This is a genomic window from Fusibacter tunisiensis, from assembly GCF_016908355.1.
In the GTDB taxonomy this organism is placed as follows: domain Bacteria; phylum Bacillota; class Clostridia; order Peptostreptococcales; family Acidaminobacteraceae; genus Fusibacter_D; species Fusibacter_D tunisiensis.
The window spans coordinates 69,071-91,217 of sequence record NZ_JAFBDT010000007.1 but is presented as its reverse complement, the minus strand read 5'-3'; the positions used below and the strand labels follow the sequence as shown (position 1 = coordinate 91,217).

The window sequence follows — 22,147 nt, the reverse complement described above, 5'->3', positions numbered from 1 at the left end:
AACCGTGGGGCACACGGGGATAGCTCGCTTATGCTGTAGCCATTAGGCTATTCGAACGAGAAGCCCCCACTTCTTAAGTGGTGGGAGTATGTCACTCAAACTCCTGTTTCAAGCAAGTTTGGATTCGAGCGGTGCAGTCCTTTTGTATTTGAATGGCTACAGTGTAATTTTGGGCCATATTTTCCCATTTTACATGCGTTTTAAAGGTGGTAAAGGGACGGCGGCTTTAATTGGTATCATTATAGGGATGAACGGATTTTTAGGTTTGTTAGCCTTGCTGACAATTATTATAGCAACTTTGATTACAGATTATATTATTTTGGGAACTTTGGCCCTGACGTTATATATGCTTGGGATAACGTTATACCTTAATCTTGGCCTTATACCTATTTTGGTAGCTTTGTCAGGCATGTTTCTAAGTTTATGGCTCCATTTGCCAAACTATAAGAGACTTCAAAATGGAACAGAAAGCAGAGTCTCAAGTGTAATTGGATACAAACGGTTCTAAGAAAAATTCCTGAAACCTCATTTAAATTTGAGATTTCAGGAATTTTTGCGTCAACTAGAGTTGATAAACGGTTTCTTTTTTAAAGAAGACAGATTTAACTTCTAAGAACTCTTCGATACCAATTATACCCCCTTCACGTCCAATACCAGATTGCTTGTAGCCACCAAACGGGGCGTCTATGTCACGTTTGCCATCATTTACATAAACTGTACCTGTTTGAAGTTTCATAGCGACTTCATAAGCTAAAGGTTCTGGCCCAAAAACAGCGCCAGATAAACCGTAGACCGAATCATTTGCAATTTCAATTGCATCCTCCACGGAATCGTATGGGATAATTGAAATTACTGGTCCAAAGATTTCATCTTTTGCGATGCGCATGTGATTGTGAACATCTGAAAAAACAACAGGGGTCACAAAATACCCATTTTCATAGGAATCTGGGACACTTCCAACAATCATTCGAGCGCCTTCATTTAGGCCCTCTTCAATATATTTTTTTACTTTAAGAAACTGTTTCTTACTTGCCAGTGGGCCAATATCAGTTGTTTCAAGTTCTGGATCGCCTACAGTAAACTCATTGGACATTTCAACCACTATGGATTCAATTGATTCGAGGTGTTTTTTAGGAACCAACATGCGTGTAAGCGCCGCACAAGTTTGTCCGGTGTTGTCAAAGCATGATTTTAAGTTTGTGTAGACAGCTTTTTTATAATCGGCGCCTTCTAAAATGATGTTTGCGGATTTTCCACCAAGTTCTAAGGCGATTTTTTTGACACTTTCCATAGCCATTGCACTCACTTCTTTCCCGCCTTTGGTAGAACCTGTAAAAGAAATCATGGATACTTTTCGGTGGGTTGCAAGTGCGTTACCAACTTCCCCGGCTCGACCGGTTACAAGATTAAAAACACCTTTGGGGAAACCAGCATGATCAAAAGCCTTGGCAAGTATAAGTGAACTTAAAGGTGCATTTTGAGAGGGTTTAAGAACAACAGTATTGCCACAAAGAATTGCAGGGATAACCTTCTGCATGACTTGCCCAAGCGGGTAGTTCCAAGGTGTTAAGCATCCGACAACGCCTATTGGATCGCGGACAATTCTACCATGTGTCAGGTCGGTAACGAAGTCGTATCCTTTAACAAGTCTAATGTAATTTTCAAGTCGAGCTATTGGGCCATCCACATGGGCACGTTCAGCCCACTTTTTAGGTGCGCCAAGTTCTTTTACTTCTAAATCTATAAGAATTTGCTTGTTGTCAAGCAAGAAATCAAGGACTTTTTCCATTAGCGTAATGCGATGTGCCACAGGTGTAGCCGCCCAATCCTTAAAGGCTTCGTAAGCTGCATTTACTGCAATGTCAACATCAATTTCATTACCGCGTGCCACTTTTCCGATAATTTTACGTGTGGCTGGATTTTCGATTTCTACCCATTCATCAGAATTTGATGGAACCCACTTTCCGTTGATATAAAGTTTGTCTGCAAACATGATAACTTCTCCTTTTCCATTCATTATGGAATTAAGTATACCCGAATGAAATGAAAAGGCAACAGAATTTCTGGGTATATGATTATCAAAACAGAACATTTGAGATATAATGAAATGAATCTAACTGAATTGGAGGCTTATGTGGACACTTTACAACTGGATCAACGCTTGCTTGATGGGAAGAAAATAATGAGTCGTGTGCCAAAGGAAGCGCTCAAGATTAGTTTAGAAGTTGAGCGTGAGGCTCAGACTATAAATTACTATAAAGGCATTTCTGGAAGTCTTGTTTTAAAGGGCTCTTGTCTAAGCATAATGGGTCAATACAGAGAAGCGCTTGAAGCACTAGAACGTGGTATCGAGAGTGCTTCTATTCACCATGATTTGGATGTAGTGGTTGCTGGAGTTTTCTCAAAAGGAAATATTTTTTCAAAAATAGGAGATGTAAAAACAGCCTTGTCGCTGTATCAAGAAGGCCTTACCATGAGTCGTCAAATTAAGAGTGAGTATGAAATTAGTTTTCTAAACAATATATCAGTGATTTACTCAAAAACTGGACAAGTTGACCAGGCTTTGACCTATATGGAAAATGCATTAACCTTGGCTCGACAGAGGGATTTACCTGTTGAAGGGTTGATTCTAACAAATATTGCAGAAATATATGTCAAAAAGGACAATTTGGAAGAAGCGCTTGTGTATAATCAGAAGGCGGATTTTGTAATTCGAAGTTTTGAAAACACAATGTATCGGGTTCAGTGTGACAAAGTATACGGTATGATTTATGGCTATATGGGCAATCATGAGAAATCCAGTCAATTTTTTGAAAAGGCAAAAGCGGCCTGTGCTGAAAATGAAGACAACTATAGATTTGCGTCTATATTATTTGAATCAGCATGTGTTCACGCGGCATTAGGTGCAAAAAAAGAAGCTGTAGAAATTTATTTAAACTCTTTGGTATTGTCAGATGAACTGGATCTTAAGGTGCAATCAAGAGATACTTTAAAAAAACTGGCGACAGTATATAAAGAACTAGAATTCTATAAAGAAGCATTCGATGCACTTGAACGCTATGTGCGTTTAAATGAACAAATAGAATCTGAAACACTTGAGAACATGCTTGAAGCTCAAGCCTTGCAGTTTGAGGTGGAAATGGCAAAATCGGAAATGAATATGGCAATAAGTGAGTTGCAGAAAATTTCAAAGATTGGCAAATTGGTGACACATTCTTTGAAGATGACTGAAATTATGACAGAGTTGTATACTCAGCTTAAGGGTGTAATGGATTTGGACGTGGTGGGAATTTGTGTTTATGAACCAGATAATGCCGTTTTAAGGTATAAGGAAATTATAAAAAAAGGCATTTTTTTAGATGAAAGAACACTACCGTTAAACGACTCAGAAAGTCTTGCAGCATCATGTATTGTCAATAGAAAGATGGTTTATAAACCGCATTTAAAAAACGCTTTAATGACTTCAGTTTTGTATTTTCCTTTGTGGGCTCAAAATAAAGTGCTTGGTGCATTTACAGTACAAAGTGAGCAAGAATCAGCATTTTCACAAAAGGATATTGAAATGCTAAGTGCATTAACCTCATATATTGCCATTGCTGTTAACAATTCCATTCAATCAGAACTTTTGATACGACAAAAAAACGAACTTGAGTTGCTCTCTAATACAGACGTACTTACAAAACTGTATAACAGACGGTTTATGGTTCAGAGACTTTCAGAGGCTTGGGAAAGATATTTGCGTGAGCATATACCTTTTAGCCTTGCACTCATGGACATGGATTTTTTTAAACGGATTAATGATTCATTTGGGCATGCTGGCGGTGATTATATGCTCGTGGAAACTGTAAACCAGATACAAAGTCAAATCAGGCCCTATGATATTCTAGCCCGTTGGGGGGGAGAGGAATTTTTACTCCTAATGCCAAACACATCAGTCGACACAGCGTCTTCTATTTGTGAGCGCATTCGAACTGCTGTTGAAACCTATGCCTATAGATATGATGACAAACAAGTTTCCTCCAGTATAACAATTGGACTTGCTGAAAGTGAAGAAGCAACCAGTCCAGAGGATTTAATTCGAAAAGCAGATCAGTATTTATATGTCGGTAAGGAGACGGGAAGAAATAAGGTGGTTGCCTATTATGAGGAGAGTACTCTTGAAAAAGAATTGGATATATGAAGTGTTGCTCCTGCTGGCAGTGGGCCTTTGGGGGTCTTCGTTTGCCTTAACAAAACCACTTCTGTCCGTTATGGGTGTATTTACTTTCATGGCCTATCGGTTTTTGATTGGTGGTTTGGCGTTAACTTTTTTTCTAATTATAATTGGTCGGTTTAAGCCTGGTAGACACCAGATTAAAGGCGGAATTATAACAGGACTTTTGCTGTTTCTGGCGTTTATCTTTCATACCTACGGACTCAAGTATACTTCCGCGTCAAAAAATGCCTTTATTGTGGGAAGCAATGTTATATTTGTCCCATTTATAATGATGATTTTTCGGAAGGAACGTCAGCCTAAGCAGGTTTGGTTTTCAACAGTTTTAGCGATTATAGGACTGGGGCTAGTAACTTTGGATGGTGATTTAGGGGGCTTTAATTTTGGGGATGCCTTAACGGTTATAGGAACTTTAATTATCAGCTTTTATATACTTTCTGTTGAAAAGTATGTACGAGAAGGAAGCCCGCTCACAGTAGCGGCAATCCAAGTTACAAGTGTTGGTATTTTTAGCCTCGTACCCACATTGATCTTCGAGACGGTTAGCGTTGAATGGACGCCTCTTGGGATTCAAAATATTTTGATTCTTGGAATTGGGTGTACGAGTATTGCATATGTCATTGCAAATTATTGTCAACAATATCTTAGTGCTGAACGAACGGCACTTTTATATGTGTTCGAACCGATATTTGGAGCTTTGCTTGGCATGTTCCTTTTAGGGGATCGATTTGGTATTCAGGGAATTATTGGCGCCTTGCTTATTACATTTGCAACAGCGTTCCCTGCTATGGTAGGACGTGGGAAACTATAAAGAAGGAGGATAGACCATGCTAATTCGAAAGTTGGAAACTTATGCTGAATATTCTAAAGCGGTGGATTTAAGAATTCGGTATTGGAATGAGGAACTTGCAGGTCACAGGACAACAGAGTTGTCACCTGAAAAGGAATTGGATTTTTTAGTGGAATGGGAACAAAGTGCAGCAGATTATGATGATAAAAGAGTTCTATATGGGGTCTTTGATGAGGGTGTTTTTGCTGGCTTTGCAGGGGGGTCTTATGCAGAGATCGAGGATGACGAAAATGCCTTTGAACTGAATTATTTATTTGTTGCCAAAGCCTATCGAGGGAAAGGTTATTCCTTGCAGTTGATGCTCAAACTTATTGATGATTTCCTGAAGAGTGGCAAATCAAAGATGGTGGTTTACTCTCATAGACATGCACCTTCAAATGCATTTTATCGTAAGTATGGCGGTGGGGTCATACGAGAAGTGATACAGGGTGAAGACCAATTGCTGGTAGATGTATTTGTGTTTGATGCTGAGATTTTGAAAAGGCGTCTGAAGCGGTCATTAGAAGCACGAGATTGTGCCAAATGAGTCGTCTGATTTTTTCAAGAGAAGTTCGGAAAATATGGAAACTGGCATGGCCTGTAATGGTGGGCCAGCTCTTGCATACTTTAATGGTAACTGCCGACATGTGGTTTATCTCTCAAATTGGGAGCACTGAAGCTGCGGCAGCAGGCTCTGCCTCTTCTTTGATTGGTGTCATACAAGTTATGCCATTTCTGATCTCAGCAGGTACCATTGCTCTTGTAGCACGCTATACAGGCGCTGAAGAACCGGAGGAAATTCAAAATATAACCGGTTCAGGACTGATTGTGTCTTTAATATCGGGTATAATTTTTATGACACTTAGCTACATGAATATGACTGGATTGCTTGGTATTTTTGGAGAGGCAGATGGTCTTGTCCTAAGTTTGGCAAGGGACTATGTATGGGTTGCCCTTATGGGACTTCCTTTTTTCTTTATCAATTCTACTGCAAGAGCCGTTGTTCAAGCCACCGGGGATACAAAAAATCCTGTTAAGGTATTTATTTTTGCGAATGTTCTTAATATTGGACTTGATTATGTGTTCATCATGGTGCTTGGATATGGCATCAAAGGGGCTGCAGCTGCCACTGTTATTTCGGAAATCACAGCATCGGTATGGATGCTCGCATTGGTTGGGACTCACGTTTACAATCGACACCTTACCGCGATACTAAATTCTTTAAAATTAAATGTTGACTGGATTAAAAGGATTTTAAAAATCGGACGATATGCTGCGCTTCATCAAATTACACGGCCCTTTACTGGTCTAATTATGTTTCGTATTGTTCTAGAGATAAGTGTTGATGCAGGCGCTGCATTTGGTATTGGTGGCCGCATGTTTAATTTTGTTTTTATTTTTTTAGCTGGTTTGGGGACGGCAATGTCGGTTATGGTTGGACAAGCACTTGGCCGGCAGGATCTAGATGAGGTAGACCGGCTCATCCGGCATGGAATTGGACTGGCCCTCATTAATATGATTGTTTTTGCAATTCCATTTTATTTGGTGCCTGAGTGGATTATGGGATTTTTTGTAAAAGATCCATCTGTAATTTCAATCGGCGCAAATTATTTGAGAATTACCTACACTGGCGTTATTTTTGCGGCATTTTTAACAGTACATGGATCTGCTTTTTCAGGTGCAGGCGATACATTTCCCCCAATGCTTGCTTCCATAATTGGCAACTGGGGCGTAAAAATTCCACTGGCTTTTTTACTAACAAGGCATTTCAACTGGGGTGCAAATGGTGTGTGGTTTGCCATTAGCATTTCGGTAATCGTTGAAGCGTTTATTGTAGCCCTGTGGTTTAAAAAAGGTCAGTGGAAATATAGGAATGTTTGATAGGGGTTAGGGGATAGTGGTTAGGGGATAGTGGTTAGTGGTTAGTAGTTTGCTATTGATTCGCGGCCAATCCAGTAGGAAAGAAGTGGCGATAGCATACCGTAGATTAAGAAAATTGTAAAAATCGGTGAGTTGAAATCGGTATAAAAGAAATATACCAAACTGTAAAATAGCACACGGCCTGTGTTGAGTACAATAACTCGGAACATTAGATTTCCTAGCATTTGTGACTCTTCGCAGGCATTTTCTTTTGTACTCCTAAGTTGGACTCCGACAAGTGGCGTTTGGAACATGGCGGCACCGATGTTCATGAGAACGCCAAAGGCAACAAAGGTCCAAAGATTTGGACTCAAAAGCAAAAGGAGAACAACTGAAGAGGCAATTGCGCCAACAAACATCAGGTGTTTGCGATTAAACCGCCTTTGGAGGATTCGATACATGGTGAACATAAGAATTGAAAAAATACTAAAGGCAGAATTTAAGGAACCAATTACAGACTCGCGTGCCACAAGTGCATAAAGGAAAACACTGTTGGCAAGGGATGTAAATTGCGTATAAGGTGAAATAATGATATTGGTCCACAGCATTTTCGAATGTACTTTATTGGCTTTAATTTTTTTAAAGTGAATTTTTCCAAGTGTGGCGATATGGTGGCTTTCACTTTTAAAGGATAAAAATAATTGAATGGCAATTAAAAAGAGTAAACTGTAAAGCATGGCATTAAAACCGAGCGCTTCAATTACAAAACCGGATATAATTGGCGTGATAATAGAAGACGCTTTTTTTAAAGCGCTTGAAGCGCTCATAAAGTAATCCATATCGTCTGGCAGTAGTTTGCCGGCTTGAAATGTGTTTAGATTAAAGAAGAAAAAGCCGTCACCAAAACCTCCCAGTATGCCTATTAAAATGGCATAACTTGAAATGGATTCGCCTAGATATGCGGTCAGTGAAAATGCTGCCATAAAAGATAAAGATGAAAGCAGGTAGTTGTATCGCATATTTTTCAAAGCCACAATATTGCCAAGATAGAAAGATACGGTTGCTGCTATGTAGTTAAAAATATTAAAAACAGCAACGGCTTCCATGCTTTTGCCTGTTTTCCATAAGTATATATTTACAAAAATCAGGATAAAGCTCTTGAAAATAGAGTATATTGTATTCATTGCAATCATAAGATTGATGTTTTTTTTCATAGGGGTTTATCCTCCATTTGTATAATAAGTGGTGTAAGCAAATAAAAAGGGCGCACAAGGGCACCCTTTCATGAATCGTTCATTAGGACAGATCTATTCCAGCACAGCCGTGTCAATGACAAGAGACAGGGCGTTTTGCTGAAGTATGTTGAAGACCAAATAAGGCTTGCCATAGCGTGCTTCATAATCTGAATAATCTTCCACACCCATATTGACCTTGAAAAATTCCACCAATTCAGCCTCAGATACAGTTAAATTTTCGGATTCAATAATCGCTTGCATAATGAGTGAGAATTGGGCACTTTCAATGTGCTCATTTTTAGAACTTTCAAGTAAGGCGTCAATAGATTCTACTTGAAGGTATGCATTAACGAAATCTATTAATGTCATGCCATACTGACTAGCAGTTTGTTCATAGTAATCTAAAAAGGCATTTGCCTGATATGTGACAAGGGATTCAGGGACAGTATCCACGGAACTGTTTTCAAATAAATGATCCTGAACATAGTTTGCAATGGCATTTTTCTGAAGATCGTCTTTAATTGTTGTTTTTAACATATCGACAGTTGTAAAACCAAAAGATTCAGAAAAATTTTCCATAACAAAAGCATCTGTAAGTTCTGGGATATAAGACTCTTGAATGCTATTGATTGTTACTGTGAAAACCGCGTCTTTACCATTCAATGTTTCATTGCCATAGTTTTCAGGAAAAGTCACTTCAATGTCAAACGTTTCGCCTGGCATATGTCCAATGAGTTGCTCGAGAAAATCATCAATGTACTGGGTAACACCAATCGTAACTTCTGTCCCGTTACCACCTGTACTACCACCTTCGAATTCAACGTCATCCACTTTTCCAACGTAATCAATGTTAACCGTATCACCATCTACTATTGCACGGTCCATAACCTCGTTGTAAGCAGTGTAGGATTCCATCAATCTTGATATTTCAGATTCCACACTTGCTTCAGGGATTTCATGAACGTCTTTAGGAATTGAAATGCCTTTGTAATCCGTTAGTGTAACCAAATCAAGGGCTGTAACACCGTCCCACTTTCCATCTGCGTTAATGCCGTCGCTATAAGAAAATCCGTCTGTTTCAACAGATCCTGCAACAGGTTCAGTAGGTGTGTCATTTGCGTCAGTGTCACTTGAACAGCCAGCTAGAACCAGCATTAAAAGTGAAAACACCAACAATAATTTTGTCCATTTGTTCATAAAAGAAGCCTCCATATCTTTGTTAGTCTTAACCATTATACAGTATATGACTAAAAATTAAATGAATAACTTGTGAATTTTTGAAAAAATGATAACAATAATTCATTTGTGGGTATTCACATTAAACAGTATAATCGGATTAGAAAAGAGAAAAGGAGCATAACCATGTTTAAAAGGAAAAAAACAAAAGAAGCAAATCGAGCAACTGATGATTTAGCAGTAGAAACTTTGGTTCAGGTTGAATCCAGGGACGCAACCAATGATGAACAAGAATCAATTTACGTGGATTTTTTGGCACAAGTAAATAGCTTGCTTAAATATGTTACAGAAATGGATTATATAAAGGATATGTTGCTTGGTGCTGAAAAACAGGCGTCTATGGTGGATAATGTTGCAGCAGGCAGTGAAGAAATGACCGCATCTGTGGAGGACATTTCTAATTTTGTCCAGGATTCCAGTTCTAAAGCAAACAATTCCATTGAAGTGGCCAACCACTCTATTTCAGAAATTGAACGTGCATTTGAAGCCATTGTTAAAAGTTTTGCTGAGTCGCAACGCGTTCAAAAAATAATGGAAAATGTTAAGACAGAAGCAGAAAAAATTAACAGCATGGTTGAAATCATTAAAGGGGTTGCAGATCAAACAAACCTCTTGGCCCTTAACGCATCCATAGAAGCTGCCCGCGCTGGCGAGCAAGGACGTGGTTTTGCAGTAGTTGCAGATGAAATTAAGAAGTTAGCAGAAAACACAAAAGAGCAAGTTGATTATATTCGAAACACTGTACAGGGTTTAACCAATGAAATCATAAATACCAATAATGCCTTGGCGACTTCAAATGAAACATTTGAAAAGGGAAAAGAGCAGTTGACAAAAGCAATAGGTGGCATGGATGTCATCCAAAAAGACCTTTCCGATATAAGTGGTGCATTTGTGGAAATTAGTGCCAATGTTGAAGAGCAAACAGCTTCATCTCAAGAAATATCCAGTGCAATTTCAGTGGTTAATGAAACCACTAAAACACAACAGAATGACACCAATCGTGTTGGACGTTCAATCAACTCCATTTCAATGATGCTTGATGACATGCGAATGCGGCTTATTGCTAGGGATATGCAATTGGATATGGGAACACAAATTGAGGTGTACACAACGGACCATTTAATGTGGCGTTGGCGGATTTATAATATGATTTTGGGGTACGAAACTTTAACTGAAGCAGAAGTGGGCACGCATCATACCTGCAATTTAGGATGTTGGCTGGACAAAGAGACGTTTGAGACGGATGATATGAAACGATTGGTTTCTGAAGTCGCTATACCACATGAAAAACTCCATAATTTCGCTAAAAAAGCGATTTCCGCCTATAATTCTAATAATATGGACCAGGCTGAAAATTATTTGCACGAGGTAGATACAGCCTCTAAAGAAGTCGTTGCCTACTTGAGAAAAATGAAAAAAGCGTGTAAGCGCATAAATTCTTAAATTTAAAAAGTTGCTTTAGATTTGGTCAAAATCTAAAGCAACTTTTAATTTCAGGATATGTTTCAAGTGGAAAGTTTAACTTGATTGCGACCATTTTCCTTTGCTTCATAAAGGGCCATATCGGCCAAATGGATAGCCTGATCCAACGTTTCATGTGTGATTTGGCCAACATAAAGACCAATGCTTACGGTGATGGTGTAGGGCATTTTTTCAATGACGTTTTTTCGAATGTGATCGCCTGTTTTGATGGCTTCTGCTTTGCTGAGGTCAGAATTTGGAATGAAACAGAGAAACTCTTCACCACCATAACGTCCAACAAAAGCAGTTTCAGGAAGACTTAATTCAAGAATTCTTGAAAGTTGTCTTAAGCAATCATCTCCTTTTAAGTGGCCATAAGCGTCATTGAATGTTTTGAAGTGATCTATATCAATAATAAAAACAGTGCCCTTTAATGTTGTGTTCGCAGAAAAAAGTGTGCTAAATTTTCTATTTAAGCCTCTACGGTTCAAAAGGCGGGTGAGTTCATCTATCAAAACCTCTTGCATAAGGGTAGCGTTGTGGGACTCTAATGCCTTAAGCTCTTTTTGTGTGTCTACAACATCTTGAGCTAACTTTTCAGCTAGGGTTTCCATTTGATTGTATTTCAGTTCTAAGGAGAGAATCTCAAGACGCTTGGATAGATTTGAGGCTTCATTCTCCTTTTCTTTAACATGATACCCTTTATAATAAGTTAAAGCTTTGTCAAAGTCTTTTTCTGATTCATAAAATTCTGACAATGCTTTGTAAATTTGACTGATTTTATTGCCAAAATTGTTTTCAATTGAAATGTTAAGTGCCTCATGTAAGTTTTTTAACGGAGAGGCATCTCGAATTTCATCGAAACTTGCCATTTCAATTAGGAGTTCAACCAAATAAAATTCATTGTTAATGCGTGTGAGATTTGTATAGGCTAGAGTGAAATAGGTTTCCGCTTTTTCAAAATCACCCTCACGCATATAGATTTTACCGAGTTTGGTTTCGGCTTCACCTCGACTTATAGGGTCTCCTGAGTTTATAAGGATTTCATAAGCGGTTTGAACCGCTTTGATGGCATCTGAGTAGTTGGATTTTCTAAAATGAATTTCGCCAATATTTAATAGAATCACTGCTTTATTATGCCATTCTTCATGTTTTTCGCAGACAAGAACAGCTTTTTCATAGTAATCAATGGCTTGAGTGTACGACTCAGCCATTCTATAGATTTCACCTATATTGTTGTAGACAGATGATTCCATATTTGGATTGTCAATGTCCTCAATTAACTCAAGGGCTTTTATAAAATAGGAAAGTGCCTCAGAATACGCACCAAAATAAAAATAAATTATTCCAATGATGTTAATTGCTTTTAGCATTCCTTCTGGCGACCGATTCATTTTAAACAGCTCAAGCGATTGGAATGCGTAGGCAAGTCCTGATGCGTAATCCGATTTTACCCTGCAGGCGTAAGCCATATAATAAAGCGCTTTAGCTTCTGATGTAGGGTCACTCGTTTCTTTTGCAAGTTCTAAAGCCTGAGTCGCATAGATCAATGAAGTATCGGGTTTATCAAGTGCATTTTTCCGAGCATTATCTAGCAATTTTAGTATAGGTGACATAGAATCCTCCTAGAATATAGTATTATTGTATCACATCCCAGTTGCACAAAACCACGTAAAAATGTATTATAAAAATTGAATCAATATGAGGAGGTCATCAATGAAGATTAAAATTTTAGGTGTTTTTTTAGGTATTGTGTTGGCTTTGACCGGATGTGATCTGGAGCCTACCGAAAATATTAGCATTGAAAAAAACATTAAAACATCAATTGAGCGTGTATATGCCAGTGTACTGGAGAATGATTTAGAGGCAATTTTAGCCCTAACCTACGCGGATGAGCAAGTTGAGGAAATGGGCGTTCCAGTGAGAGAAACCTATCAGACTTCTATAGACTCTGCACTGCAAGCTGGATTTGAAGGCATAGATGTAAGTGTAGAAGCGGTTGAGTCCATAGAATTAGATGGGCAAATCTATTATAAAGCACAAATTGTTGAAACTTACACATATAAGAATTCTGAGACATCTAGTCGAGATAATGTGGTTTATTTTGCTGAAGAATCTGGTGAAATGAAATCTTTATTTAATGGACTGACAGGGACGTTTGTTGAAGTGAATTTGCCAGACAGATTAAACGAAGCCTTTGAAATTTCTAATTTTAAATTGTATGAAAAACCGGATGCCGCCGATGGGTTTATTGTGTTTACAAATGAATCTGGTGTAGATTATGAATTGGGTGGCGAAAAGAGTTATGCCTTTCACTTTGAACTGGAATCTGGTGAAACAATTTCATTTAAGGGTGGCGGTTATCTGTGGAAAAACGGCGAACATATAGGTGTTGATTTGAAGTTTAAGATACCAATGGATACATTAAAAGACCAGCTCGTGAGTATCTATTTGACAGAATCATATCCTCTAGGAAGTCCGATGGATGCACCACCAGAAAATATCCTTTTGTATGGGCGTGATTTTAGTGAGCAGACGTGGGATGAGAAGGTGAAAACCATAAATGAAAATAATTAAAACGCTATTGGCATTTCTCACTTTTTATTTTGTTTTTTTAATGGGTGCAAATATCGTTCGATTTGCGCGTTGGGTGAGCTTTGACTATCTTTGGATAGAAGGTGGCATTTATATTTTTATTCTCGGTGCAGGGTTTTATTTTCTTGGTATCCCAATCATTAAATATCGGAATAGACCCTCAATACCAGAGATAACAAAAGCATTAAAAGGTGATTTAAAGGCACTAAAGAAAGTAAGAACTGCTTTAGAACGGGAATTAGAGTATCTTTTGCGAGAAGAAATGAACGCAGCATTTGAAAACTCTAGACAAGAAGGCATCAATTGGATCACTCAATATTTTGAAAATCAGATTGCCGGATTTGATCGCATTATTAGACAGTTTGCTTTTAAGCTGACGGCCACAGTGATGATATCCCCCAACTCTGTAATAGATGGGCTGACACTCATTTTTGGGAATGCGCGTTTGTTACACACACTTTCTCAGCGTATAAAAATTAGATACTCTCTAAATGAACTTTGGCAGATGTATTTTTCGATTTTTTCAATTGCATCCTTATCAGGCGTTTTGGAAGAGTTTGATGATGAAATTGAAGATATGGTTCAGGAATTCATAGAGGAATTTAGTGAAATTTTCGAAGCACAAACCGGGAAAACACTGGGAGACTCTATTCCATTTTTGGGTGTTGTTGTAAAGACCATTAGTCCCATCCTTCAAGCAGCGGGAAATTATGCCTTTATCATTTACAATGGTAATCGTTTCAAGTATAGGGTGTTGGCAGGTATTGCGGGAGATGGTGTCTCCGAAGAAACCTTACGAAAGCGTGCCCGAAAAGACGCCCGAAAAGCCCGGTTTAGATACATTGAAGTTATGATTCGAAATCTAGGCAAGAAAAGTGCCAATGGTGTCAAAGAAAAAATTTCATTTTTTAAACGAAAATCTTGAAGTTGACTTTCATGTCAACTTTTTTTTGCGTGTTGTTTTTTTGGGTATGTATGATTTAGGAGGCAGACAGATGACTGAAGAATTTTGGATATGGCATATAAAATCAAATTGGGTTGAATGCGCTGATTTCAGGCTTAAAGACTATCAACTCGAGGCTGTTGAGCCTGTCATGTATGATTTGTTTTTAAATCAGATATACATTGAGGATTATCCTAAAGTACGTCAAAAAATTTTGTCGTTAATGGCTGGTGAAATTGACAAATATCAAGTAAGTTTTCGGATTAGAACGTCCAGTGAATCGCCAGTTTGGATAAGTGAAACAGTTGAAATCACAGACTATGATCAAGAGGGCAGGCCCATTAAAGCCAAAGGGGTCACCTGTATTGAACAGAATAAAATGAACCGAGAAAAAAGGTATCGGGCTTTTGAACTGGATGTTTTGACACAACTCCCAAATGATATAAGGATGAAAACACAATTTCTTGAGATCCTTAAAGAAGCAGAACTTAAAATGAAACTGGTCTGTGCCGTTGCAATTGAAATCACATCGCTCATTGAGATTAACAAAAAAGAGGGGCGGCCAATGGGGGACTATTTGTTGAGACGTACATCTGATTTTCTGAAAGAGTTACCTGGGGTATTGGGCAGGTTGGGACCTGGACGTTTTTTAGTTATATTTACAGGTCAACCCGTCTATCACATTGAAAAAGTTTTAGAGGATAAACTGATGGAAATTCGGCATGCTGCAAATCAATTTGCCCCATCTTTTCTTATAACCTATCAAATATATGAATATTGGGGAGAGTCTGTAGATGTGTTTTGGGAGAGACTTTTATGACAGAGCAAGACTTTTTAGACCAGTTTACAATGCCATTGAAATACTTCAGAACTATTTTAGAAGGTGTTGAAGGGGTAGAAAATTGTGATATAAAAACAGGGTGGTTTGTACTTGTGAGGCGATTTTCTGTACGTGGGAAAACATCAAGACAACATAGGATTTCAAGTGTTCAGAACGTAATAACAACAAAAGAGCAACTCGATAAAACCGTTTATGATTATCTGAGTAAAATTCAGAATTTGACGTCAATAAAGGGACTTCAAATTGAGGGACGGATTCAAAGTGATCCAATTAAGTGTGTTGCTTGCAATGGACGTGGCGGGGATGTTATTGCTATGGTCGATGAAGTTGTTCAAAGCAAAAAAAAGAAATGTCCTAGGTGTCACGGAGTGGGATCAACACAAGTTGAAAATAAAACTGTCGTTTGTGAGTGTAAAGTAGCCCCTGATTCTGTGGCGACTTATGAAATTTGCCCAACTTGTGGAGGGCTAGGAATCTATCTACAGGATTACTGTATCACGTGTCAGGGCACCGGTCTGGTATGTGCCACGTGTCATGGTTCAGGAAAAAGAGAAGTAGCAAGTCCTAGAGAAACATGTACACTGTGTAAAGGCAGTGGCGCGCTTTATAGGGATGAGAAATTTGTCTTTAAGAATACTTTTGTAAATTGCAAATTGTGTCATGGTTTGGGCAAACAATATTCTGAAACAATTGAGAAACTTACACTTGATTCAGTGCCTTTAAGAGAGGCTTCATTTTATGCTGACTATGATGGAATTGACATAAAATCAAACGAAGAACGCATACTTATTGAAGAAGCTTTTAATCACCTAAAAAGTAAACGCTATATATTTGAAGACCATTTGCCGGGACCAGTTTTCAAAGATGTGACCAACCCGCAAATTGAAAAACTGAATACTTTTTTAAAAAGTTGCCGCCCAGCACATAATCAAATTTTTGAAAGAGTTGAAAGCGTGGCTATACCTTATTGTTATGGCGTACTTAGAAATTATGAGACGCGTTCCATGGGAAGTATAGATTTTTTAGTAACAGGGTATGAGGCATCACTAAAAGTATTGAGGACACTTCTATAAAGTGTAAGAGAAATGGAGGAAAACCATGAAATCATTAAGTTCAAAGTTGCTAATTGGGTTCTTGATTCTTTTTATGTTTTTTTCCTCTGTTTTGATTGCGCTGGTTAATTATAATTTAAATCGAAACGTCAAACCTTTTACCGATGCCTTAAATGTGGAAGTTGTTGAATCGAAGGCAGATGAAATTTCCATACTTGTGGCCAGTTATCTTAATGAGATCCGTATGATTGCACAGAACCCAGTATTTAAGTCAGGTGATCGATATTTGATAGAACGTGAACTTGTAGCCTATGGGGAAGTTGCCAACCCTGATTTTATTCAGATTATCTACGCAAATGAAAGCGGTGTCAATATAACTTCTCTTGGGTATGCTGTAGATATATCGGATCGTCCGCATTATAAGGCAATTGTTTCAGGTGAACATGAATTTTACATTGGTGAGCCTATAGTACTAAGAAGCACAGGTGAAAAGACTTTTGTCATAACAGTACGTGTTCCAGATTCATCAGGGAATCTTTCACTAGTAGGGGCAAGTATTCATTTGGATCGAATCACACAAGTTGCCCAAACATTATCTGCTGAAACCAATGGGTATGGCTGGATTTTTGATGCTTCTGGAACTGTGGTTTCCCATCCGGTGTCACAATATGTTTTTGACACCAATATATTTGAAGGTGATTATTTTGGCTTGTCTTCTTATGTGGATCCTTTGAAGAAAGGACAAGAGCTGACAAATGAACTGGTTGAAATTGATGGGCGTAAAGAATACATATTTACGCGTGTTATTGAGGGGACGCCTGGATGGACATTTTGTTATTCGGTTTCTGGGGAAAGTGTGCATGCAGGGCTAAAATCATTCTTAAATGGATTTTATGTTTCTGCAGCAGTATTTGGTTTCTTATTTGTTTTAGCCCTTCGTAAACTCTCTGTATCTTTTACAAAGCCCATTGTAAACTTAAGCGACTTGATGGAAAAAGCTGCAAGTGGCGATTTAACCGTCGTGCATTCTTATGAAGCAAAAGATGAAATCGGAAATATGTCCAGTGCCTTTAACCGAATGATGGCGGCAATAAAAAAATTAATGATGAATCTTGAAGACGCTAATGAAGCCCTAAAAGAAAATAATATGGAAATCCAAGCTTTATACCAGGAGATGGCCGCTTCAGAGGAAACGCTTAGGGACAATTATGATGAGCTCAATGCTTATAAAACACAAATTGAATACCTTGCATTTCACGATCCTGTTTCGCAGTTGAAAAACAAGGCGTTTTTAGTTAGAGCGTTAAAACGCTTGTTGACAGGGTCAGCTCCTGAAAATCATGTGTTGATTTGTATGAGTTTTTCTGAGCTAAATCATTACATGGACACACTTGATCAACACGTGATAGAGGCCCTTCATAAAGACCTTGGAACAAAATTGGATGCCTATTTTGATGCCTTGAATCATAGTGGTTTATATGACATTGGTGTTGGCAAATATATTTTGTTAATTCCAGAACATGCTGTTGAAGATGCCGTCTTATTTTTTAGGAATTTAAAAATCCAACTTCCAGCAATTCAAATATTGGAAAATATGATGATCAAAACAACCATGATTATTGGCGCCTATCTTGTAGACCATAGTTGTGAAGATCCGACTCAAATGATTCAATATGCAGAAATTGCAAAATCTGAATCTAAAATAGAATATGAAATTAACTGGTTTGATGCTGATATGCTTAAAGAACGCAATTATAGGTCTCAACTTGAAAATGACTTACATCATGCGGCATCTCTTGAAGAATTTTCAGTTGTGTATCAACCCATTCTAAATGAAAATGGTGAAATTGTTTCGGCAGAGGCTCTTATTAGATGGCATCATAAGGTGTACGGTATGATTCTGCCAGATTTATTTATACCCATTGCTGAAAATACTGGAAATATAGATTTAGTTGGCCTATTTGTTATTGAACAGGTTTTAAAATTCAAGAAAAAGCTCAAAGAGATGTATGGTCAGGCGTTGCCAATTTCAATTAACATCTCATTTTTGGAACTGATTAATCCAGGGTTTATTGACCTGCTAAATTCAAGAGTTGATTATTTTGAAATTTCAAGAGATTCCTTGATTTTGGAAATAACGGAAACTGCATTTTCAAAACATATGGATCATGCTGAAATGCACTTGAAAGCGTTGAAGGAAGCGGGCTATAGAGTTCATTTAGATGACTTTGGCACCGGCTATTCGTCACTTTTCTATCTAAATCGATTTGAAGTGGATGCACTTAAGATTGATAGAGAGTTTACCAATAAATATCTAACAGATTCTAAAACCAATGAGATTATGGAGACAATTGTTTCATTAGCTAAAAGGCTTCAAATGAAAATTATTGCAGAGGGTGTCGAGACTGAAGCAGAATTTATAGGTTTAAAATCCATGACATCTATGTTCTATCAAGGGTATTATTTTTCCAAACCCTTGTCTCAGGATGATTTTTTAATATGGCTGGAAACACATAAGGAGTAATATGCGAACAGGACTTACAGTAGGAAAATTTGCCCCCCTTCACAAGGGACATCAGTATTTAATTGAAACTGCGCTGACTGAAGTTGACCAACTCATTGTTATCGTTTATGAAGCAGATCAGGTAACGAAGATTCCCATAGAGAAACGAATGGCGTGGATACGCGCCTTATACCCAGAGGTAATTGTGATTGCAGGACACGGTGTCCCTAAAGATTCTGGCTATACACATGAGATACAGATGAAGCATGTTGATTTTATCAAATCTCTAATTAAAGGCTATTCAATAGATGTATTCTTTTCCAGTGAGCCATACGGCGATTTGATGAGTAGGATTTTAGCGTGTGAAAACCGACTTGTGGATTATAATAGACAGCAGATTCCGATTTCGGGAACATTTCTTCGACTTAACCCTGAAACTGTAAAAGCGTATGTCCCTTCAGTGGTATATGAAGACCTTATTTTATATCGTGAAATTTAAAACACCTCTTGTGGCGACTATGTCAGCGCCTACAAGAGGTGTTTGTTTATTTTGAAGTATCTGGGATATAGCCTTTAAACTGCGCGTGATACAGTCTGTTGTAGAGGCCGTCTCTTTCAAGTAATCTATCATGGCTTCCGCGTTCTGCAATGCCAGTTTCAGTCATAACCAGAATTTCATCTGCGTTTTTTATGGTTGATAAACGATGTGCAATAATAAGCGTGGTTCTATTTTTCGCAAGAATTTCGATTGAATTTTGGATCGCCAGTTCGTTCTCATTGTCCAGTGCAGAAGTTGCTTCGTCAAGGATTAAAATAGGTGGGTTTTTTAAAAATACGCGTGCAATTGCAATACGTTGTTTTTGACCTCCGGAGAGTTTGACACCTCTTTCGCCCACCATACTGCCATACCCATCTTCTAGGCCAATAATGAAATTGTGGATATTGGCTTTTCTGGCTGCATCCATTATTTCTGAATCAGTTGCACCGGGCCTCCCGTAAGCAATGTTATCTCTTATAGTCCCGTAGAACAAGAACACATCTTGTTGAACAATTCCAATTTGACTTCTCAGTGACGTTAATGTCAAATCTTTGATATCATGCCCATCAATTAAAACTTGACCAGATGCAACATCATAAAATCTAGGAATCAATTGCGTAATTGTGGTTTTTCCAACACCTGATGGACCGACCAAAGCAACAGTTTTTCCTTTTGGTATTTCAAGTGAAAAATCTTTAAGAACCCATTCTCCAGTGGATTCATACTTAAAAGAAACGTCTCTAAGTTCAATATTGCCCTTCATAGCCTCAATCGGTTTGGCATGATCTGCATCTTTAATAGTGGGTTCAATAGCCATTACTTCAAGAAAACGTTCAAATCCTGCCATTCCAGATTGGAGTTGCTGGGTCAATTGAATAAGGGATCGAATTGGCTTTGTGAAGAAAGAGATGTAAAGGGTAAATGCGAGTAAGTCTCCATAATTGATTAATCCTTTTAAGACAAACAAACCACCTGCGACCATGGATGACAAGGTCATCATATCGATAAAAAAGTTGTTGCCAGATGTATAGACGGCGATTGCTTTGAAAGAGTCTCTTTTAGAGGATAGATGGGCATCGTTTGCGACATAAAATTTTTCAATTTCATAGGGTTCATTTGCAAATGTTTTGGATAGACGAATTCCTGAAAGACTGCTCTCAAGTTGGGCGTTAATATCCGCTTGTTTAGACCTGACATTTCTAAAGGTACGCGTCATAGACCGCCTCATGCGAATTGAGAAAAATATCGTTAAGAAAACAAAAAAGAAAACAATCAGTGTGAGCATCCAATTGATTTGGAACAGTAAAATGAAACTTCCAATCAACATGACAGAGGAAACGAATAAATCCTCTGGACCGTGGTGGGCAAGTTCTGTTACTTCATTGAGATCGCCTGTTAATCGGTTCATAAGTTGACCGGTTTTATTATTGTCAAAAAACGAAAATTCCAATTTCTGCATATGGGAAAATAGGTCATTATGCATATCGAATTCGATTCTAGACCCAAGAATGTGCCCCCAAAAGCCTACAAAGTAGTTAAAACCGATTTTGAGGAAGTAAAGCAATAAAATAATGCTTGAAAAGATAACAATTCGACGGACATCTCCATTTGGGATTAGGTCGTTGACAATGCTACGTGAAAACATTGGAAAAATAAGATCGATACCGGCCATTGAGAACGCAACAAGTAGATCCATACCAAATAAGAATTTATGAGGTTTATAGTATTGAACAAATTTCTTTAACAAAGGACACCTCCAAATATTTAGATTACCTAAATATTATAAGATAAAATTATAAAAATGGATAGTCTTTTTTAGAGTATTGGAGACATGCCACTATTTGAAACGGGGTCCACATGTATGACGATATCTATTCCCATTTCAGAAAGTATTTTCTGTTCTAAGAGGTCGATTTCATGATGGGCCTCTATCAGATTCATTTGTTCAGAGATCTCCACGTGCACAGAGGCAATTTTACGACCAGGGCCATAATCGTGGACCTTTAAATCGTGTAAGCCACCAATATGATTGTTTTCTAAAATAAGTGTTGTAATCCTGTCTACCGTTTCTTGACTTGGAGATGTACCGAGTAAAAGATTCACAGTATCTTTTGCAACATCATAACCAGTTTTTACAATCATAACCGAAACAATAACGCCTGCAATGCCATCAATGGGGAAATCCACATAATTGCCCACAACAGCAGAGAAAATAACAGCACTGGTGGCAACCACATCATTTAAACTGTCAACTGCTGTTGCCCGGTTGACACTTGAATCGATTTTTTTACCAATATAGCGGTTGTAACTAAACATCCATAGCTTGACAGCAATAGAGGCTATAAGAATGATAATAAGTGACCATTTGAAGGTTACAGGCTCAGGTGTCAAAATTTTTGAAAAGGCGCTTTTAAAAAGTTCAAGTCCTACCAATAGGATAATAAAAGCAATCACTAAAGAGGCAATATACTCATATCGGCCATGCCCATAGGGGTGTTCCTTGTCTGCGCGTTTATTGCTCATTTTTGCCCCCACAAGTATAACCAGTGATGCACCCATATCGGTAAAGTTGTTAAAGGCGTCCGATAAAATGGCTATGCTATTCATAAGCAGACCAATGGTAAGTTTAATAAAAAAAAGCAGTAAATTACAGATAAGTCCTAAAACGCCAGAAAGGATACCATAGTGTTCCCTTACACTGGGTTGATCCACAGACTCATAATTTTTTATAAAAAAGCGAATCAAAAATTGAATCATAGCCTTCTCCTTCAAGTATTCATTGTTCTATTTTAACATATTTTAAGATTTTTGATTGAATGTTTTTCAATAATTAGGTACGAT

Annotated in this window: 18 protein-coding genes; 12 read left to right on the top strand and 6 right to left on the bottom strand. The window is 38.0% G+C overall.

Translation table 11 applies throughout. From position 1 onward, the window contains the following. The first annotated feature begins 88 nt into the window (after positions 1 to 88). Positions 89 to 508 (top strand): glycerol-3-phosphate acyltransferase, encoded by a 420-nt coding sequence (locus tag JOC49_RS06430; protein ID WP_204663557.1) that lies wholly within the window; start codon positions 89 to 91, stop codon positions 506 to 508. 54 nt (positions 509 to 562) lie between these two features. On the opposite strand, the gene JOC49_RS06425 is transcribed toward JOC49_RS06430, so the two are convergent. Beyond that, a complete protein-coding gene (locus JOC49_RS06425; protein WP_204663556.1) occupies positions 563 to 1,993 on the bottom strand; it encodes an aldehyde dehydrogenase family protein in 1,431 nt (476 codons plus the stop codon). A gap of 78 nt (positions 1,994 to 2,071) precedes the next feature. Between JOC49_RS06425 and JOC49_RS06420 the strand changes: the two genes are divergently transcribed. Genes JOC49_RS06420 through JOC49_RS06405 form a run of 4 tightly spaced genes read left to right on the top strand, consistent with a single transcriptional unit; the run spans position 2,072 to position 6,923 of the window. Further along, positions 2,072 to 4,180: a sensor domain-containing diguanylate cyclase gene (locus JOC49_RS06420; protein WP_204663554.1), complete on the top strand. Its 2,109-nt coding sequence runs from the start codon at positions 2,072 to 2,074 to the stop codon at positions 4,178 to 4,180. Continuing rightward, the gene (locus tag JOC49_RS06415; protein ID WP_204663552.1) at positions 4,158 to 5,024 is read left to right on the top strand and encodes a DMT family transporter; all 867 of its coding nucleotides are present in this window, start codon (positions 4,158 to 4,160) and stop codon (positions 5,022 to 5,024) included. The genes JOC49_RS06420 and JOC49_RS06415 overlap by 23 nt, the downstream gene beginning before the upstream one ends. Before the next feature lie 16 nt (positions 5,025 to 5,040). Further along, the gene (locus JOC49_RS06410) at positions 5,041 to 5,589 is read left to right on the top strand and encodes a GNAT family N-acetyltransferase (protein ID WP_204663550.1); all 549 of its coding nucleotides are present in this window, start codon (positions 5,041 to 5,043) and stop codon (positions 5,587 to 5,589) included. Beyond that, positions 5,586 to 6,923 (top strand): MATE family efflux transporter, encoded by a 1,338-nt coding sequence (locus JOC49_RS06405; protein WP_204663548.1) that lies wholly within the window; start codon positions 5,586 to 5,588, stop codon positions 6,921 to 6,923. The genes JOC49_RS06410 and JOC49_RS06405 overlap by 4 nt, the downstream gene beginning before the upstream one ends. 41 nt (positions 6,924 to 6,964) lie before the next feature. Here the strand turns inward: JOC49_RS06405 and JOC49_RS06400 are convergent, their stop codons facing one another. Further along, positions 6,965 to 8,116, bottom strand: coding sequence for an MFS transporter (locus tag JOC49_RS06400; RefSeq protein WP_204663546.1), 1,152 nt, complete (start codon positions 8,114 to 8,116; stop codon positions 6,965 to 6,967). A 93-nt stretch (positions 8,117 to 8,209) separates the two neighbouring features. Further along, the gene (gene tig / locus JOC49_RS06395; RefSeq protein WP_204663544.1) at positions 8,210 to 9,334 is read right to left on the bottom strand and encodes a trigger factor; all 1,125 of its coding nucleotides are present in this window, start codon (positions 9,332 to 9,334) and stop codon (positions 8,210 to 8,212) included. Positions 9,335 to 9,499: 165 nt separating this feature from the next. On the opposite strand from tig, the gene JOC49_RS06390 reads away from it, so the two are divergent. Then, a complete protein-coding gene (locus tag JOC49_RS06390) occupies positions 9,500 to 10,816 on the top strand; it encodes a methyl-accepting chemotaxis protein (protein WP_204663542.1) in 1,317 nt (438 codons plus the stop codon). Positions 10,817 to 10,878: 62 nt separating this feature from the next. On the opposite strand, the gene JOC49_RS06385 is transcribed toward JOC49_RS06390, so the two are convergent. After that, positions 10,879 to 12,450, bottom strand: coding sequence for a tetratricopeptide repeat-containing diguanylate cyclase (locus JOC49_RS06385; RefSeq protein ID WP_204663540.1), 1,572 nt, complete (start codon positions 12,448 to 12,450; stop codon positions 10,879 to 10,881). Between the two features lie 100 nt (positions 12,451 to 12,550). Here JOC49_RS06385 and JOC49_RS06380 point away from each other — a divergent pair, with 100 nt between their 5' ends. The 6 genes from JOC49_RS06380 (at position 12,551) to JOC49_RS06355 (ending at position 19,267) form a co-directional block, all read left to right on the top strand. After that, positions 12,551 to 13,411, top strand: a complete 861-nt coding sequence (locus JOC49_RS06380; protein WP_204663538.1) for a hypothetical protein — start codon at positions 12,551 to 12,553, stop codon at positions 13,409 to 13,411. Then, complete coding sequence (locus tag JOC49_RS06375; protein WP_204663536.1) at positions 13,398 to 14,354, top strand: hypothetical protein; 957 nt, start codon at positions 13,398 to 13,400, stop codon at positions 14,352 to 14,354. Before JOC49_RS06380 ends, JOC49_RS06375 begins: the two co-directional genes overlap by 14 nt. Positions 14,355 to 14,424: 70 nt before the next feature. Further along, entirely contained in the window at positions 14,425 to 15,192 is a 768-nt protein-coding gene (locus JOC49_RS06370; protein ID WP_204663534.1) for a sensor domain-containing diguanylate cyclase, read from the top strand. Beyond that, positions 15,189 to 16,286, top strand: coding sequence for a hypothetical protein (locus tag JOC49_RS06365; protein WP_204663532.1), 1,098 nt, complete (start codon positions 15,189 to 15,191; stop codon positions 16,284 to 16,286). The genes JOC49_RS06370 and JOC49_RS06365 overlap by 4 nt, the downstream gene beginning before the upstream one ends. Before the next feature lie 25 nt (positions 16,287 to 16,311). Then, positions 16,312 to 18,789 (top strand): bifunctional diguanylate cyclase/phosphodiesterase, encoded by a 2,478-nt coding sequence (locus JOC49_RS06360; RefSeq protein ID WP_204663530.1) that lies wholly within the window; start codon positions 16,312 to 16,314, stop codon positions 18,787 to 18,789. A gap of 1 nt (position 18,790) precedes the next feature. After that, positions 18,791 to 19,267 (top strand): adenylyltransferase/cytidyltransferase family protein, encoded by a 477-nt coding sequence (locus JOC49_RS06355; protein ID WP_204663528.1) that lies wholly within the window; start codon positions 18,791 to 18,793, stop codon positions 19,265 to 19,267. Between the two features lie 46 nt (positions 19,268 to 19,313). Here the strand turns inward: JOC49_RS06355 and JOC49_RS06350 are convergent, their stop codons facing one another. Together JOC49_RS06350 and JOC49_RS06345 are read right to left on the bottom strand one after the other, a co-directional pair. Continuing rightward, positions 19,314 to 21,053 (bottom strand): ABC transporter ATP-binding protein, encoded by a 1,740-nt coding sequence (locus JOC49_RS06350; RefSeq protein ID WP_204663526.1) that lies wholly within the window; start codon positions 21,051 to 21,053, stop codon positions 19,314 to 19,316. A gap of 68 nt (positions 21,054 to 21,121) precedes the next feature. Beyond that, entirely contained in the window at positions 21,122 to 22,063 is a 942-nt protein-coding gene (locus JOC49_RS06345; RefSeq protein ID WP_204663524.1) for a cation diffusion facilitator family transporter, read from the bottom strand. Positions 22,064 to 22,147: the final 84 nt, after the last annotated feature.